Consider the following 16817-nt stretch of genomic DNA (forward strand, 5'->3'; position numbering starts at 1 on the left):
GCGTCCGCGCGGGAGAATTGTTCGGAAACACTTACCCTTCGCGAACCAACCGGCCGCCGAAACGTTAGAGCACCGGACCGAGAAGCGGGAGCCGGCTTTCGGAAAAATCCGTTGCGGAAACAAAATCCTGAAGCATCGGACTGCGCCCGATTTTCAGCACCCTTCTCCAGGCGTCCGCACCGAACCTGCGCGTCGATGCATGAGAGACGAGGCAGACCATCCGGCTTGTTGCGATGGCCTGGCCTGTCAGGCCTGAGCGCTTCGGCAAACCGTGCGGGAGCAGATCCCGGGTGCATGTCCCAGACATGAGGACCGGCAGCGTTTACGCACGGGATCGGCAAGGCAATCAAACGGAGAGAGGCGATCATGGCAGCGCTGCCGCGCATTCTTTACAGTCAGAGCGAGAGGGTCGCGGCCGGGGCACAGAAGGACGTCTTCAACCTGGCCCGCTTCATCGACGCCCAGAACCATGTCTATCCCACGGTGCTTGCGGAGCTGCAGGCCGGGCGCAAGCAGACGCATTGGATGTGGTTCATCTTTCCCCAGCTTGCAGGGCTCGGCCGCTCCTCCACCGCCCGCCATTTCGCGCTCTCAGGGGCAGCGGAGGCCTTGGCTTATCTGGCCCATCCCTGCCTCGGCGAACGGCTGATCGCCTGCACAGAGGCGGTTCTGGCCCAGGACGATACAGCGACCGCGCTGACGATCTTCGGCACGCCCGATGCGCTGAAATTTCACTCGTCGATGACGCTGTTTGCTGCGGTGGCCGAAACGGCCGGCCTCGATGCCGACAGGTTCAAAATGGCCATCCGGCGCTTCTACAACGGCAAGCCGGATGTCATGACGATCGATTTGTTGAACCAGCACCGGTGATGGCAGCATCATCGGCCCGCTCTTACGACCGCCGCGCCTGAATGATTAGCGCAAACCCTTTGAAAGGGCTGCATCATTTTATTTTCGTAATTGAGAAGAAATGGCGCACCCGAAGAGATTCGAACTCCTGACCCCCAGATTCGTAGTCTGGTGCTCTATCCAGCTGAGCTACGGGTGCGTGTGGCAGCGGGCTGAACCGCTTGCGTGGCGGTTCTCTACAAATTGCCCCGGACCTTTGCAAGCGGAAATGTCACGAAAAATGCAAAAAACACGGACAAAATCCGCATGTCTTTGAAAATAATGGATTTTTAAAAGTGCTCTTTTGCTCCCTCTGCGCGCTTGCCTGCCACGCGCTAAGGCGCGCCGCCGTCCGCGGTCCACGGTCGGCATCGAAAAGTTTCGGCTGAAGATTGCGGGCATCGAGACATCCGCTAGCGGCCCTCCCGTTTCACAGCCTGTCGGCTCATGACGACGCAGCCTTTCCTCCCGGGCAGCTGCGCAAGACGCCGTGATCGCGCAACCGCGTCTGGGCGACGGCCGCGACGCGTCAATGGCCCGAGCGCGAGCGGAACAGGTCGAGGGAGACGGGGCTGTCGGGGATCTCGATGCGGAACTGGGTGCCGCGCGTTGGCTTCTCCACCAGCGCGATGGTGCCGCCATGGGCGAGAACCAGCTCGCGGGCGATCGCCAGACCGAGGCCGGTGCCGCCCGAGCGGGCCGAGCCGCGAAAGGCGGAGAAGAGGTTTTCGCGCGCCTTCTGCGGCATGCCGGGCCCGGTATCGTCCACGGTGATGGAGACAACGCTGCCGGTGCGGTTGGCGGCGATGGTGATGACGCTGTTGTCCTCGGCATGCTCCTGTTGCAGCGCCTGCAGCGCGTTGCGTGCGAGATTGTGCACCACGCGAAAAAGCTGCTCGCCATCGGCGTCGACCTCGATGTCGCCATCCATCTGCAGGCGCACCTCGATGCCCGAGCGCGCATCGACCGCCAGAAGCTCGACCACATCCTGCACCAGCGGCTTCAGCTTCAGGCAGCGCCGGTTGGGCGCCTTCTCCTTGGCCCCGCCATAGGACATGACATGGGTGGTGTAGGACACGGCGCGGTCGATGGCGCGCAACAGCGTCGGCGCGAAGCGCTTGACCATGGGATCGTCGACATCGGTCAGGCGGTCGGAAATCAGCTGCGCCGAGGAGAGCATGTTGCGCATATCATGGTTGATCTTGGACACGGCCAGGCCGAGATCGGCGAGGTTCTTCTGCTCCTTCAGCGTCTTCTGCAGCTCGCGCTGCATCTCGGCCAGATGGCGCCCGGCGGTCGCCAGCTCATCACCACCGGGCGTGGGCGCCATCACCCGCCCGGGATCGTTCGGATCGGCGGCAAAGGCCTGCATATTGTCGGTCATCCGCCGGATCGGCAGGATCATCATGCGGTTGATCGCGACGAAGATGAAGATGCCAGTGATCAGCGAGATCACGATCGAGATCAGGAAGACATTGCGCGCATAGCGCAGCATCGCCTTGCGCAGGGTCCTGTCCTGCATCACCAGCTCGACCACCGTATCGCCGCCATCCTCATCGATGGCGCCGTAGACGCGGATGATGCGGTCGCCACCGAAGATCAGCGTATCCAGCGCGTCGCGGATGGCCAGCAGCGGGTTGTCGTCATCGAGATCATATTGGCCGTCGACCTGCGGCGGCATCTCATCGGCAACGATCAGCCGCGATTCGTCCTTGTGGCGCAGGGCGATCGCGAGCGCGCCCGTCGTGCGCAGCGTATCCTCGCGCACCTTGCCGTCGAGCTGGATGTTCTGCAGCCCGTCCACCACCACGGCGGCGGCGGCGGCCGTGTTCAGCCGGTCGTCCAGCCAGCGAATGCGCATGGCGGAGATGGAAGGCACGAAGATCAGCACTTCGGCGACCATCACGAAGATCACCGTCAGAAGCAGGAGCTTGCCGGAGAGGCCGCGGAAAAACAGCGGGCGCGCGGAAGGCTGCGCCTGATGGCGCGCTTCTTCCTGTTGCGCGGTCGCATTCTCCATCACCTTCGTCCACACGTCCCCTGTTTTCACGCCATCCCTGTCACGGTGGATCCCTCAAGGCGATGCCGGCACCCCGCCGCTTGCGCGAGAGCAGAGCGTTGATGCGCGCTGCCGCAAGGCCGCGCTCTCAAGAGCACGGAACGGCATTCGCGCTTCAGATTCCGTGTTGCCTGCTGCATCTGTCTGCCGACTCTGCCTGTCACCTCTGCGGGGTCGGCTGACAGCCTGCAAAGCGAACTCGGGCTCGTCCGCGATCTCATGCACCTCTCGCCGATAGCAAGCTCTCAAGCTCCAGCGGCGCTTGGTTGCATCATCTCTACGGTGGCAGAAAGTATGGCGGATTGGCGACGGTAAAAGCCCTCCGGCTCAGCTTTTCCCGAGAAAATCACGCGGGGGCGATCAATGCCGGCCGGCACGCGCCCTGGTAATCCGTCGCGGGGCGACGATCGCCGGTGGCGCGCATCGGCTATGGGCGCCCCTCGGGCGCTTTGGGGAATGGGGGGCGACCGGCTTGCAAACCGGTCGAGCCAGGACGCGGCGGGAAAAGTCGGGCCGGCCGGTGCGGGAGGACAGACGGTTGCCGCGTTTCGATGCCGCGGCACTTCCGGTCCTCAGAATTCCTCCCAATTGTCTTCGGCCGGCTTGGCGCTTTGGGCCGGCGCGAAGGCCTTGGCCACGGTCTTCATCATCTGGCGGGCCGGCGAGACGACGGCGCGGCTCGATTCGGACGCCGGGGCGACGCGTGGCGCCTTGGCGCGGCCAAGCCTCAGGCCGAAGCCGGATGCGGGCCGCCCGGGCGCCGGGGCGGCGGAGGAGGACGAGGCGGAGCTCGTGCCCCGTCCGGCAGCGGGCGCGGGCGTGAAGCCGGCGCGCTCGGAGCGCGCGGTGGGGGACAGTGGCGGCGGGGATTGAGAGGCGCGCGGGGCGGTGGCGGGGCTCGCCGTGCGATCGGCGCTGTGCGGCGCCGGCGCAAAGCCCGTGCGGGCGCCAGCGCCCTCTTCGAGACGGAAGCTCGCGACCATGTCGGACACATGATCCGCCTCGCTTGCCAGCTTGTGCGTGGCCGCATTGATCTCCTCGACCATGGCGGCGTTGCGCTGGGTGACCTGATCCATCGCATTGATGGCGGTCGAAACCTCCTTCAGCCCGGTGGACTGCTCGCGCGCAGCCGTCGCGATCTCGCGGATATAACCGTCAACGGACTGAACGCGCGCGTCGATCGAGCTCAGCGCCCGGCCGGCCTCCTGGACAAGACGCACGCCGCTGGACACCTCGTTGCCGGAGCGGGCGATCAGGCCCTTGATATCCTTTGCTGCCTTGGCGGCGCGCTGGGCCAGCTCGCGCACCTCCTGGGCGACCACCGCGAAGCCCTTGCCTGCCTCGCCGGCGCGCGCCGCTTCCACCCCGGCATTGAGCGCCAGAAGATTGGTCTGGAAGGCGATCTCGTCGATCACATTGGTGATCTGGCCGATCTCGGCGGAGGCCTGTTCGATGCGCTGCATGGCATCGACCGCATCGCGCACGATCACGCCGGACTGTTCCGTGCTGCGGGCGGCGTCGGTCATGACCACCGCAGCCTCCTGGGCGCGGTCGGTCGACAGACGCACGGCCGAGGCGATCTCCTCGATCGCCGAGGAGGTTTCTTCCAGCGCGGCAGCCTGCTGCTCGGTGCGGCGCGACAGATCGTCGGAGGCCTGGCGCAGGCCGGCCGCCCCGCCGTGAATGCCGTCGGTGGCGCTGCGCAGGTCCTGCATCGTGGTGCGCAGCTGCGACAGCGTCTCGTTCATATTGGTCTGCAATTCGGCGAAGGCGCCGCGGAAATTGCCGGTCATGTTCTGGCTCAGATCGCCTTCCGCGAGGCGGGCGATGACATGGCGGGTTTCGCCAATGCCGGCCTCCACGCTTTCCACCAGCGCGTTGACGCTGGCGGCGAACTGGTCGAGCGCGGGATCACCGCTGCGCTCGGGCACGCGGCGGGTAAAATCACCGACGACAGCGGCCGAAACCAGGCTGGCCACATGGGTCTGCAATTCCTGGGCGCGGGCGCGCTGGCGGGCTTCTTCCCGCGCCTGCGCGGTCATGGACAGACCGTTGCGCTTGAAGACTTCGACGGCGCGGGCCATCTCGCCCACCTCGTCCGTCTGCTCGGCGAAGGGCACGGGCGTCTCCAGCTCGCCGCCGGCCAGACGCTTCATCGTGTCGGACAGCGTCAGGATCGGCCGGCTCAGCCGCCGCGCCATCATCAGGCCGATTGCCATGCTGACGATCAGGCCGAGGCCGGCGGCCAAGGCGATCAGCAGGGTGGCAAAAGACACGAGCTCATCGCCAGCCTTGCGGATGTTCTCCAGGCTCCGGCGATCCTGATCGACGATGCCGTCGATGGTCGCCTGAAAGGCCTTGCGATTGGCGCGGTTGGCATCATTGTTGCCCTGGACGCTGGCAGCCTCGGGTGAAACCTCGCGACCGAGCCGGATCGTCTCCTGACGCACCGTGCGGAATTCCGCCGCCTTGCCGAGCATGGCGTCGAAGGCAGGGCGTTCGGCATCCGGCACCAGCCGGCGCCAGCCTTCGAGCAGAAGGTCGATATCGGCCAGCGCCTTTTCCATTCCGTCGGCAAACTTGGCGGCATCCTTCAGCGACTTGGCCGCATAAATGCCGCGCGATTCCATGACGACAGCCGTGACCAGACGGTTCATGCGTTCGCCATTATAGACGCGCTCCGTCAGGCTCACATATCGGTCGAAGTGGTTGTCATAAAGCCGAACGACCATCATGGCCGTGGCGGCCACCAGCAGGGTCACGATGCCCATGACGGCCAAGATAACGTTGATTTTACCCCTGATGCGCATCGCCCCTCGCTTCGCCCGGGTCCCCGCCCAACGGCGCCCCTCAGATAAAGGCGGCCTCCCGACGGCCCGAAGCGACATGCTTCGCGCAAACAACCAAAGAAATCATGAAGAGCATGCCGGCAGGCAGACACCCGATCCGCGATCGCATGCGCAAAGCGCTAGCCGGCTCATGAGCGGCCGGCCGTTGCCAAACCCGGGTCCAGCCCCCGTCGTGCCCCTGCCGCACCCTTGCCGAGCCCTTGCGCAGATTGACTTTCGCCGCAATTTCCACTTATAAGCCGCGCGTCCGGCCCCGCTCTTGCCCATGAGGCAGATTTTGCGGGGTCTTTCACCACGCTCAATTGCCGGCAACGGCAAATCAAGAAGGGCCGCACACCGCGGTATTAAAATAAATGACGAAGCGTACCTATCAACCGTCCAAGCTGGTTCGCAAGCGCCGGCACGGTTTCCGCGCCCGCATCGCCACCAAGGGTGGCCGCAAGGTTCTGTCTGCCCGCCGCGCACGCGGCCGCAAGCAGCTGTCCGCTTAAGAATCCCGTCACGATGCCCGCATCCGCCGTGAAACGACACAGCCGCGGGCCTCGGGGAGCTTTGCTCGGAGCGCAAGGATCAGCCGCATCGCGGCGGATCGAACGAGGAGCTATCGGGCGATGACCTCGATCCCTCCCAAGAAGACTGCCGGGCGGCTGAAAAGCCGGCCGGAGTTTCTCGCCGTCCGCGAGGGCGAGAGGCGCAAGGGCCCGTTCTTCCTTCTGGAGGTGCTGGACCGCAAGGCGCCGGAGACCGGTCCGCGTGTCGGCTTTACCGTGACGAAGAAGCACGGCAACGCGGTGGAACGAAACCGCATGCGGCGACGCCTGCGCGAGGCCGTCCGGCTTTCGGCCGATGACGCCATGAAACCCGGACATGACTATGTGATTGTCGCCCGGCGCGACGTGCTGAGCGTGCCCTTCGACAGGCTGAAGCGGGCCCTCGTCGAACGAATCGACGGCAAGACCCGACAAACGCGGCCCGAAAAAGCCGGCTCCAGGAAAGATTAATGGAAAACAACCGCAATTACTTCGTGGCGATTGCCCTGTCCGTCTTGATCCTGATCGCCTGGCAGTTCCTCTACATCAATCCGAAGATGGAGCGCGAACGCGCCGCCGAACAGGTGCGCCAGGCGCAGATCGCCGAGCAGCAGGCGGCCAATCCCGCCGCCGGCCAGGCTGGCCAGCCCGCACCCGGCCAGACCGCAAACGGCGCGGCGCCCGCCGGCAGCCCGCTGGCCACAGACCTTTCGCGCGACCAGGTTCTCGCCCGCACCCAGCGCGTGGCGATCGACACCGAAGCGCTCGCCGGCTCGATCAACCTCACCGGCGCCCGTCTCGACGACCTGAAGCTCAAGGAATATCACGAGACCGTCGACAAGAAGAGCCCGATCATCACGCTCTTCAGCCCGGGCGAAACCGCCGACGGCTACTTCACCGAGCTCGGCTATGTCGGCACCGCCGAGACCGGCGCCGTTCCCGGCCCGCAGACGGTATGGACCGCTCCCGAGGGCGCCAAGCTCACCAGTCAGACGCCTGTGACGCTGACCTATACCAACGACAAGGGCCTGACCTTCGCCCGCACGATCTCGATCGACGAGCACTTCATGTTCCAGGTGGTCGACAAGATCACCAATGCCTCCGGCGCGCCCGTCTCGCTGCAGCCCTATGGCCGCGTGACGCGCAACACCAAGCCGGCGACGCCGAGCGTCTACGTTCTGCATGAAGGCTTCATCGGCTATCTCGGCGATCATGGCCTGCAGGAAATCAAATACACCAAGGTCGAGGACGACGTTGCCGTCAAGCCGGGCAAGGCGACCGGCGGCTGGACCGGCATCACCGACAAGTACTGGGCCGCAACCATCGTTCCGCAGCAGAACCTCGCTTATGAGGCCAGCTACAACCACTTCACGCAGGGCCGCCCGAGCTATCAGGCGGACTATCGCCAGGATGCGCTCACCGTCGGCGCCGGCCAGACGCAGGAGCTGAAGACGCTGGTCTTCGCCGGCGCCAAGCAGGTGCCGCTGATCGACGGCTATGAGGCCAGCTACCAGATTCCGAAGTTCGACCTGCTGATCGACTGGGGATGGTTCTACTTCATCACCAAGCCGATGTTTAAGCTGATGGACTTCTTCTTCCGCTTCTTCGGCAATTTCGGCGTGGCCATCCTGATGACCACAATCGTCGTCAAGCTTCTCTTCTTCCCGCTCGCCAGCAAGCAATATGCGTCCATGGCGAACATGAAGAAGGTTCAGCCGAAGATGGAGGAACTGAAGAAGCAGTATGGCGAAGACCGCATGGGCCTGCAGCAGGCGATGATGCAGCTCTACAAGGACGAGAAGATCAATCCGGTGGCTGGCTGCTGGCCGATCCTGTTGCAGATCCCGGTGTTCTTCGCGCTCTACAAGGTCATCTACGTGACCATCGAAATGCGCCATGCGCCGTTCTTCGGCTGGATCCAGGATCTGTCGGCCCCCGATCCGACCTCGCTGTTCAACCTGTTCGGCCTGCTGCCCTATGACGTGCCGCATGCGCTGATGATCGGCGTCTGGCCGATCGTGATGGGCATCACCATGTTCCTGCAGATGCGCATGAACCCGACGCCGCCGGACCCGACCCAGGCGATGATCTTCACCTGGATGCCGCTGGTCTTCACCTTCATGCTGGCGAGCTTCCCCTCGGGCCTCGTCATCTACTGGGCCTGGAACAACACGCTCTCGGTGATCCAGCAGGCGATCATCATGCGCCGCCACGGGGTCAAGGTGGAGCTGTTCGACAACATCAAGGGCCTCTTCAAGAAGCCAAAGCCGGCGGAATAGGCCGGGTTTTCCCGGAGCATCGGACCGACAATCATCAGCGGTCCGATGCTCCGGATTTTCGTTTCTGCATCGTATTTTTCCGGAAACCGGTTCCCACTTTTCGGTCCGATGCTCTCAAGACCCCGGGCCTCGCGCCCGGGGTTTTCGTTTGGCGAAGACATTGCCCGGGTGCTGGACGCAGCCCGGGCGATGCCGCACTGTGAAGACCCGCAAGGAAGACGAGACATGACCGAGACCGATCGCCCCACCGACGACAAGCCGCTCTTCGGCAATCCCTGGATCTTCATCCGCGGTGTTCCTTCAATGCAGTTCCTGCCGCCGGAGGGCCCGGCCGAAGTCGCCTTTGCCGGCCGGTCCAATGTCGGCAAGTCCTCGCTGATCAATGCGCTCACCGGCCAGCGCGGGCTGGCGCGCACCTCCAACACGCCGGGGCGCACGCAGGAACTCAACTATTTCGTCCCGGACGGCTTTTCCGGCGAGGGCGCGGACCTGCCGCCCATGGCGCTGGTGGACATGCCCGGCTATGGCTATGCCCAGGCACCCAAGGCCCAGGTCGATGCCTGGACCAAGCTGGTCTTCGACTATCTGCGCGGCCGCGCGACCCTGAAGCGCGTCTATGTGCTGATCGACAGCCGCCACGGGCTGAAGAAGAATGACGAGGAGGTTCTGGCCCTTCTCGACAAGGCGGCCGTTTCCTATCAGGTCGTGCTGACCAAGACGGACAAGATCAAGGCGGGCGCCGTGCCACATCTAATGGCCGACACCCAGGCCCGCATCCTCAAGCGCCCGGCCGCCTTCCCCGAGGTGATCGCCACCTCCTCGGAAAAGAACGAGGGGCTGGATGCGCTCAGGGACGCCATCCTGACCGCGATTGCCCGCTGAATCATCGGGCAGCCACTCCGGCGCGGTCTTATGCGCGAATGCGACACGGGCCGCGCTGCGCGGGGCCGTGAGAACGCGATCCTCTGTCACGCTCGCCTTATGAACACATGGCACTAATTCCTGCGTCGCACGACTTTTCCCGGAAAGCCGGCAGTCTCGATTCATAAAGGAACAAGGCCATGTCCGATCTCATCGTCGTCGGTTTCGACACCAAGGAAGAAGCCGACAATGTGCTTCTGAAGCTCAACAGCCTCAGCAAGGAATATCTGGTCGATCTGGAAGATGCCGTCGTCGTCGTGCGCGACGAAAGCGGCAAGGTGCATCTCAAGCAGAGCATGAACCTGACCGCGATCGGCGCCACGTCGGGCCTGCTCTCCGGCTCGCTCTGGGGCGGCCTGGTCGGCCTGCTCTTCCTCAATCCACTGGCCGGCTTCGCCATTGGCGGCGCGATCGGCGCCGGGGCCGGCGCGCTCTCCGGCTCGATGGCCGATTACGGCATTGACGATGACTTCATCAAATCGCTCGGCGAGACCATTCCCAATGGCTCGTCCGCCCTATTCATCCTGGTGCGCAAGGTGCAGCCGGAAAAGGTGATGGCGGAACTGACCGGCTTCCGCGGCCGGGTGCTGAAGACCTCGCTCTCGCCCGACCAGGAGGCCAAGCTTCAGGCCGCCCTGTCCGGCACGTCGCTGCCGACGCCCGCCGGCGTCTGACGGCCTCGGGCTTTCGCGTTTCCGACCCCGCGTTTCCGGCGCCAAGGCCGGAAACGCCCTGCGATGCCCCGCCGTATGCGGCGGACCTTACGGCTCGGCCGGCATCTCTCCGGGCACGAAAGCCAGCGCCAGACCATTGATGCAATGGCGCTTGCCCGTCGGCTTCGGGCCGTCGTCGAAGACATGGCCGAGATGGCCGCCGCAACGCCGGCAATGCACTTCCGTGCGCTCCATTCCCGCCGAAGAATCCTTGCGCAGGCCCACGGCCTGCGGCAGCGCCTTGGTGAAGCTCGGCCAGCCCGTGCCGCTGTCGAATTTCGCCTGCGAGCTATAGAGCTGCTGGTCGCAGCCGGCACAATGGAAAATGCCCTCGCGCTTCTCATTGTTGAGCGCGGAGGAAAAGGGACGTTCGGTCTCTGCCTGGCGCAGGATGCGGTATTGATCGGGCGTGAGCTTGGCGCGCCATTCCGCATCCGTGCGGGTGATCTCGAACTCCTCGGCCCGCAGGCGGCCCGCGCCAACCGAGGCCAGAAGGCCGAAGGCGGCGCCGGACAGGAGGAGATGGCGTCTGTCGATCATGAAGGCTCCTGACGGATCATAGGACCCGCAAGGCGGGCGTTTGCTGGCAATCCCTGCATAATTAGCGCAGTTTGCCGCCCGGCAAGCCTCGAACCGGGCCCGAAAACCTCTGCTCTCTTCTCGCGCGTCAGGCCGCCGGGCTGAGCCGGCGGCCTGACGTAGCAAGGTTGGCAGCGCGCGCCGGAAAAGGCAGCGCGCGGGAGGCCGGGGCGGGTTTACGACTTCGGCAGCAGCACCTTGTCGATCACATGGATCACGCCGTTCGACTGCTTGACGTCGGCGATGGTGACATGGGCGACCGTGCCGTTCTCGTCAGTGAGCGTGATCGACTTGCCGTCCTTCTTCGCCTGGAGCACGCAGCCGCCCACCGTCTTGACCGGGTGGGTGCCGCCGTCATCGGCGATCATCTTGTTGATGGTCTTCGACATGGCATCGGCCGCCACGACATGGCAGGTCAGGATCTTGGTGAGCTTGGCCTTGTTTTCCGGCTTCAGCAGCGTTTCGACCGTGCCGGCCGGCAGGGCGTCGAAGGCTTCGTTGGTGGGTGCGAAGACGGTATAGGGGCCCTTGCCTTCGAGCGTGCTGACCAGGCCGGCGGCCTTGACGGCGGCAACCAGCGTGGTGTGGTCCTTCGAATTCACGGCATTTTCGACGATGTTCTTATTGGCATACATCGGCGCACCGCCGACCATCGGGTTCTTGGCCTGGACGGCAACCGGCGCTGCGAGTGCGGCAATCAGGCCAGCCACGAGGGTGGTGCGCTTGATGGAGGTGAACATGGATCTCTTCCCTTCCTTGAGGTCCGCTGCGGACATGGCCGGCAGCGGCGCGTCGTTGTCCTCCCCGTCGATGGGGACAGAACGAACTACGGAAGGCGGAAAAAGAAGTTTCAGCGCCCGTGCGGGCGGCTCGGATTTTTTTCCATGCCGCGCCTGTCACCTTTGGAGCGCAGGGCATCGGACTGGAATTCCTCCCACAGGACACGACACCATGGTTTGCGCGCCGTGTTGGCCCCTCATCTGCCTACCGGCATCTTCTCCCCGGCGGGGAGAAGATGCCGGTAGGCAGATGAGGGGGCCGGACGAGCTCACAGATCATTCTGTCCTGTACTGTGTTCCTGCTCAGTCTGATGCTCTGGACTTTTGTTTTCGCAACGGAATTTTGCGAAAGTCGGAGCCTCACGGCATCCGGGCGACGGGGCCCTGCGCGATCACGGGGCCGGTCACCTTGCCCGTGGGCGAGCCGCCCGGCGGCTCGATGCTGACGGCGAGCGTGGCGCCAGGGCCGAGCGCGCGGCGCAGATCGGCGGGCACGATCAGGCCGCCCTCCCCGCTTTCGGGCAGAATGCCTAGAGAGCGCGGCGCCTGCCCGCCTTCGACAAGCCAGAGCTCGAGCGAGCGCGCACCCTCCTGGCGCGCGGCGACCGGCCGCACCATCAGCCGCCCGGAAGCGGCCTGATAGGCGGCGATCAGGTCGATGCCCGTGCCGGTGACGGCCATCTCCGCCGAAAGCGTGGGCGCCGGTGCCGGACGAGGCGCGCGTTCGGAGAGGGCGACCATGCCGCCAAGCACGGCAATGACCGCGATGGAGGCAAAAGCGCAGCCGCGCCAGAAGACCAGCGAATGCCACAGCGACGGCTGCGGCGCCGGCGCGCCGAACACGCGGCGCTCGATCCTGCGGCGCAGATGCGCCGGCGGCGTCACCGGCTGATAGGCATCGTCGAGCCCGGAAAGATTGGTCTGCCAGCGGCGGACGGTGGCGGCGAAACGGCGATCGGCCGCCATGCGCGCCTCCACCTTGCCACGATCTTCCAGCGAGAGAATGCCGAGCACATATTCGCCGGCGATCAGCTCGTCGCGCCGCATCGGCCCGCTGTCTGCCCGTTCGCCCTCCGCGCCGGGCCCATCCGCATTCTTGTCCGTCATCGCTCCAGGCACTTTCTCAAGGTCAAAAGGCTGCGCCGCAGCCAGGTGCGCATCGTGTTCAGCGGCACGGCGAAATGGTCGGCCAGCTCCTGATAACTCGCTCCCTCCACATAAGCGCGCCGCACGGCCTCCGCCCGCGCCGCCGCCAGCTCGCCGAGACAGACATCAATGCGTCGCCGTTCACCGGCGGCGACGGCGCATGCTTCGGGATCATCGGTGGAATCAGCCAGATCATAGGCCTCATCGATCGCATCCGCCACTGGCTTTCGCGCGCGAAGACGGTCGATCGCATGGTTTCTGGCAATGGCCTGCAGCCAGCCTGCCGGGCTGGTTTCGCCCGGAACGAAGCTTACGGCACGCTCCCAGATCTTCACATAAATGTCCTGCAGCGCCTCCTCGGCATCCGCCCTGTCCTTGAGAATACGCAGGCAGATGCCGAAGAGTTTCGCGCTGGTCTGCCGATAGACGAGCGCGAAGGCCTCCCGGTCGCGCAGTCCGATGCGCGCGATCAGCAGCGCCAAGCCGTCCTGTGTCATGATGTTCCGCCATGTGATTGCCCGGACGTCCGGGGCCGACCGGTCTGCCGCGTCATGGTCGCCCGCTCTGCCCGCAGGCCGCTCTGCAAGCCGGGCGTCATTACGGCTTTATATTCATGGCGGATCATTCCATCGCTGGGCAAGTTGCGCTAAAAGCAGCCGCCCTTGCCGTCCGTCCTTTAAGGTATCCGACATGTCCCCATCCGAAAGCGAACTCCAGGCCCGCCTTCTCGCCCAGGCGCTGCCCTTCATGCAGCGCTACGAGAACAAGACCATCGTGGTGAAATATGGCGGCCACGCCATGGGCAATGCCGAGCTGGGCAAGGCCTTTGCCAGCGATATCGCGCTCCTGAAGCAGTCCGGCGTCAATCCGATCGTCGTCCATGGCGGCGGCCCGCAGATCGGCGCGATGCTGACCAAGATGGGCATCGAATCGAAGTTCGAGGGTGGCCTGCGCGTGACCGACGCCAAGACAGTCGAGATCGTCGAGATGGTGCTGGCTGGCTCGATCAACAAGGAAATCGTCGCTCTCATCAACCAGACGGGCGAATGGGCCATCGGCCTGTGCGGCAAGGATGGCAACATGGTCTTCGCCGAAAAGGCCAAGAAGACCGTGACCGATCCCGATTCCAACATCGAGCGCGTGCTCGATCTCGGCTTCGTCGGCGAAGTGGTCGAGGTGGACCGCACGCTGCTTGATCTGCTGGCCCGCTCCGAAATGATCCCCGTGATCGCCCCGGTCGCACCCGGCCGCGACGGCGCCACCTACAACATCAATGCCGACACCTTCGCCGGCGCGATTGCCGGCGCGCTGAACGCCACGCGCTTGCTGTTCCTCACCGATGTTCCCGGCGTGCTCAACAAATCGGGCGAACTGATCAAGGAACTCTCCGTCGCCCAGGCCCAGGCGCTGATCGCCGACGGCACGATCTCCGGCGGCATGATCCCCAAGGTCGAGACCTGCATCGACGCGATCAAGGCCGGGGTGCAGGGCGTCGTCATCATGAACGGCAAGACCGCCCATTCCGTGCTGCTCGAAATCTTCACCGAGCATGGCATCGGCACGCTGATCGTTCCCTGATCCGGCTCAATATCTTGAAAAGACAAGCCTCCGCCCATCCGGGTCGGAGGCTTTTTCGTGCAAGATTGTCAGTTCAGGAGCAGACCGAGAATGCCTGAGACGATCAGCAGGCAGCCCAGGAGCTCCAGCCGGTTCACCCGCTCCTTGAACAGAAAGAAGGAGGCGGCGAAGGTGAAGACCAGCTCGACCTGCCCGAGCGCGCGGACATAGGCGACCGGCTGCAGCGCCATGGCGGTGAACCAGCAGGCGGAACCCAGAACGCCAGATAGCCCGACCAGCGCAGACGAGCGCCAGGACTGCGCCACCCGGATGATTTCCTGCCGGTCGCGGATCAGCATCCAGATCAGCATATAGACGGTCTGGAAGCCGGTGACGCAGGCAAGCGTCACAGCGGCCTGCATCACGGCATTGGGTCCTTCGAGCGCCAGCGCGGCGCTGCGATAGGCCACGGCGGACATGCCGAAGATCGCGCCCGAGGCGATACCGATCAGCGCGGTGCGGCCGAAGAGCGCCGCGCCGAGCGTGCGCCAGGACAGCGGCGCGCGGGCGATGGAGATCAGCATGACGCCGACGACCCCGACGGCGATCGCCATGACCGCGCCGGCCGACAGCCGCTCGCCCAGAAGCAGGAAGCCGAACAGTGCGGCCTGCACCGGCTCGGTCTTAGAATAGGCGGTGCCGACCGCGAAATTGCGCAACGAGAACAGATGGACGAGCAGGATGGTGGCATAGATCTGCGCCAGCCCGCCGATCACGGCCCAGAGCGCGAAATCGAGCCCCGGCACCGGCAGGCCATAGCCGAGGCCCAGATGCAGCGCGGCGACATAGGCGAGCGCCAGGGGAAAGCCATAGCCGAAGCGCACGAAGCTGGCGCCGCGCGTGCCGAGCCTGCCGCGCAGATGCTTCTGCAGCGCCGAGCGCAGGTTCTGCAGGAAGGCTGCGGCAATGGTGATGGGGATCCAGGCGTCCATGATCCCCGCCCGTTAGCACCACAGACGAACTGCGCCAAGCAGCGCTGGCGGGAATTTGCCGCGCCATGCCGGTGGCGGACCTTTCCTTTCGGCCGGTCGCGCGGCATATAGGCGCCATGGCACCGCTCACCACCGCTCCCCGTCCCGCCGATTTCGCCCATGTCCGAGACTGGGTGTTCGATCTCGACAACACGCTCTATCCGCATCATGTCGATCTGTTCGCCCAGATCGACCGCAACATGACGGACTATGTGGCAACGCTTCTCCAGCTTGCGCCGGATGAGGCGCGCAAGCTGCAGAAGGCCTATTACCGCGATCACGGCACGACGCTGCAGGGGCTGATGCTGCATTATGGCGTCGATCCCAACGACTTCCTGCAGAAGGCCCATGCCATCGACTATACGGTCATTCCGGCCGATCCGGCGCTCGGCGCGGCGATCAAGGCCCTGCCCGGCCGCAAGTTCATCTTCACCAACGGCACGGTGGCCCATGCCGAGATGACGGCGCGCGCGCTCGGCATTCTCGAGCATTTCGACGACATCTTCGACATCGTCGCCGCCGAATATGTGCCCAAGCCCGCGGGCGCGACCTATGACAAGTTCATGGCGCTGAACCGGGTGGACACCACCCATGCCGCCATGTTCGAGGACCTGCCGCGCAACCTCACCGTTCCCAAGGCGCTGGGCATGACCACGGTGCTGACGGTGCCGCGCAATCTCGAATATGCCTTTTCCGAGATCTGGGAGCGCCATGACGGCAAGAGCGACGAGATCGACTACATCACTGAGGATCTGGCCGGCTTCCTGCAGCATCTTATCGACTGAGACGGGAAGAGCGTTACAGAAATTTAACTGGGGATCGCAGCCTTATGAGGCTATGCTGATGATCGGATCATTCCGTTCGCAGGAGCCGCTTGCCTCATGAAGACGATCATCCAGCTTGGACGCGCCGGTTTTCTCACCGCCTTCCTCGCCATGTCAGCCTTTGCCACCCCCTCTTTTGCTCAGGACAAGCCCGCGCCTGCAACCGGCGCGGAAAACGTGGCGCCGGCCACCAAGCCGGAAAAGAAGCGGATGACGCGCGAGGAGCGTGTCCAGCGCATGATCGCCCGCTTCGATGCCAATGGCGATGGCAAGATCACGCCCGAGGAATTCACCAAGGCCGCCGACACCGCCTTTGCCGCGCTCGACACCAACGGCGACGGGCAGGTGACCAAGGAGGAATTTGCCAAACGCGCCGAGGCGATGAAGGCTGCGCGCAAGAGCTGGACCGCGGCGCGCCGGAGCGATGCCGCCGACCAGGACCAGAAGAAGGCCCAGTTCGAGGCGCTGCGCGCCTTCCCGGGCTGGCGGGCGCGCATGTTCGAGCGCGCCGATGCCGACAAGAGCGGCGGGCTGAGCCGCAAGGAAATGGAAGACCGCGCCGCCGCCTATTTCAAGCGCCACGACCGCAATGGCGACGGCGTGCTCGACGCCTCGGACTTCGCCCGCAAGAGCTGATGGCGACAGGTCATCCGTAGAACGCC

16 protein-coding genes and 1 tRNA gene are annotated in these 16817 nt (G+C 64.7%); 9 read left to right on the top strand and 8 right to left on the bottom strand.

Annotated elements, in window-relative coordinates:
• The first annotated feature begins 366 nt into the window (after positions 1-366).
• Positions 367-870, top strand: coding sequence for a DUF1810 domain-containing protein (locus BJF92_RS20350; RefSeq protein WP_075636571.1), 504 nt, complete (start codon positions 367-369; stop codon positions 868-870).
• A 101-nt stretch (positions 871-971) separates the two neighbouring features.
• Here BJF92_RS20350 and BJF92_RS20355 read toward each other — a convergent pair.
• The 3 genes from BJF92_RS20355 to BJF92_RS20365 all read right to left on the bottom strand — a co-directional run bounded on the left by BJF92_RS20355 (position 972) and on the right by BJF92_RS20365 (position 5757).
• Positions 972-1048: transfer RNA gene (locus BJF92_RS20355), tRNA-Arg, on the bottom strand.
• A 369-nt stretch (positions 1049-1417) separates the two neighbouring features.
• A complete protein-coding gene (locus BJF92_RS20360) occupies positions 1418-2908 on the bottom strand; it encodes a sensor histidine kinase (RefSeq protein WP_075636572.1) in 1491 nt (496 codons plus the stop codon).
• A gap of 611 nt (positions 2909-3519) precedes the next feature.
• Positions 3520-5757, bottom strand: a complete 2238-nt coding sequence (locus tag BJF92_RS20365) for a methyl-accepting chemotaxis protein (protein ID WP_075636573.1) — start codon at positions 5755-5757, stop codon at positions 3520-3522.
• 392 nt (positions 5758-6149) lie between these two features.
• On the opposite strand from BJF92_RS20365, the gene rpmH reads away from it, so the two are divergent.
• From rpmH to BJF92_RS20390, 5 genes are all read left to right on the top strand, one after another.
• On the top strand, positions 6150-6287 hold the full coding sequence (gene rpmH / locus BJF92_RS20370) for a 50S ribosomal protein L34 (protein ID WP_075636574.1): 138 nt from the start codon (positions 6150-6152) through the stop codon (positions 6285-6287).
• Positions 6288-6407: 120 nt separating this feature from the next.
• The gene (gene rnpA, locus BJF92_RS20375; RefSeq protein WP_075636575.1) at positions 6408-6797 is read left to right on the top strand and encodes a ribonuclease P protein component; all 390 of its coding nucleotides are present in this window, start codon (positions 6408-6410) and stop codon (positions 6795-6797) included.
• Positions 6797-8605 (top strand): membrane protein insertase YidC, encoded by a 1809-nt coding sequence (gene yidC / locus BJF92_RS20380; RefSeq protein WP_075636576.1) that lies wholly within the window; start codon positions 6797-6799, stop codon positions 8603-8605. Before rnpA ends, yidC begins: the two co-directional genes overlap by 1 nt.
• Before the next feature lie 225 nt (positions 8606-8830).
• The gene (gene yihA / locus BJF92_RS20385; protein ID WP_075636577.1) at positions 8831-9487 is read left to right on the top strand and encodes a ribosome biogenesis GTP-binding protein YihA/YsxC; all 657 of its coding nucleotides are present in this window, start codon (positions 8831-8833) and stop codon (positions 9485-9487) included.
• 179 nt (positions 9488-9666) lie between these two features.
• On the top strand, positions 9667-10200 hold the full coding sequence (locus BJF92_RS20390; protein WP_075636578.1) for a DUF1269 domain-containing protein: 534 nt from the start codon (positions 9667-9669) through the stop codon (positions 10198-10200).
• A gap of 87 nt (positions 10201-10287) precedes the next feature.
• Here BJF92_RS20390 and msrB read toward each other — a convergent pair whose 3' ends face one another.
• The 4 genes from msrB to BJF92_RS20410 all read right to left on the bottom strand — a co-directional run bounded on the left by msrB (position 10288) and on the right by BJF92_RS20410 (position 13240).
• Positions 10288-10779: a peptide-methionine (R)-S-oxide reductase MsrB gene (gene msrB, locus BJF92_RS20395; RefSeq protein ID WP_075636579.1), complete on the bottom strand. Its 492-nt coding sequence runs from the start codon at positions 10777-10779 to the stop codon at positions 10288-10290.
• Positions 10780-10994: 215 nt separating this feature from the next.
• On the bottom strand, positions 10995-11558 hold the full coding sequence (locus BJF92_RS20400) for a fasciclin domain-containing protein (RefSeq protein WP_075636580.1): 564 nt from the start codon (positions 11556-11558) through the stop codon (positions 10995-10997).
• A 399-nt stretch (positions 11559-11957) separates the two neighbouring features.
• Positions 11958-12704, bottom strand: coding sequence for an anti-sigma factor (locus BJF92_RS20405; protein ID WP_078058291.1), 747 nt, complete (start codon positions 12702-12704; stop codon positions 11958-11960).
• The gene (locus tag BJF92_RS20410) at positions 12701-13240 is read right to left on the bottom strand and encodes a sigma-70 family RNA polymerase sigma factor (RefSeq protein ID WP_075636581.1); all 540 of its coding nucleotides are present in this window, start codon (positions 13238-13240) and stop codon (positions 12701-12703) included. The genes BJF92_RS20405 and BJF92_RS20410 overlap by 4 nt, the downstream gene beginning before the upstream one ends.
• Before the next feature lie 193 nt (positions 13241-13433).
• Here BJF92_RS20410 and argB point away from each other — a divergent pair, with 193 nt between their 5' ends.
• Positions 13434-14321 (top strand): acetylglutamate kinase, encoded by an 888-nt coding sequence (argB, locus tag BJF92_RS20415; RefSeq protein WP_075636582.1) that lies wholly within the window; start codon positions 13434-13436, stop codon positions 14319-14321.
• Between the two features lie 68 nt (positions 14322-14389).
• Here the strand turns inward: argB and BJF92_RS20420 are convergent, their stop codons facing one another.
• Complete coding sequence (locus tag BJF92_RS20420) at positions 14390-15292, bottom strand: DMT family transporter (RefSeq protein WP_075636583.1); 903 nt, start codon at positions 15290-15292, stop codon at positions 14390-14392.
• Positions 15293-15408: 116 nt separating this feature from the next.
• On the opposite strand from BJF92_RS20420, the gene BJF92_RS20425 reads away from it, so the two are divergent.
• Positions 15409-16116 carry a pyrimidine 5'-nucleotidase gene (locus BJF92_RS20425; protein WP_078058300.1) on the top strand — a complete coding sequence of 236 codons (708 nt, stop codon included), beginning with the start codon at positions 15409-15411 and terminating at the stop codon, positions 16114-16116.
• Between the two features lie 96 nt (positions 16117-16212).
• A complete protein-coding gene (locus tag BJF92_RS20430) occupies positions 16213-16791 on the top strand; it encodes an EF-hand domain-containing protein (protein WP_075636584.1) in 579 nt (192 codons plus the stop codon).
• The last annotated feature ends 26 nt before the right edge of the window (positions 16792-16817 follow it).

The sequence above is a fragment of the Xaviernesmea rhizosphaerae genome (assembly GCF_001938945.1).
Lineage (GTDB): Bacteria > Pseudomonadota > Alphaproteobacteria > Rhizobiales > Rhizobiaceae > Xaviernesmea > Xaviernesmea rhizosphaerae.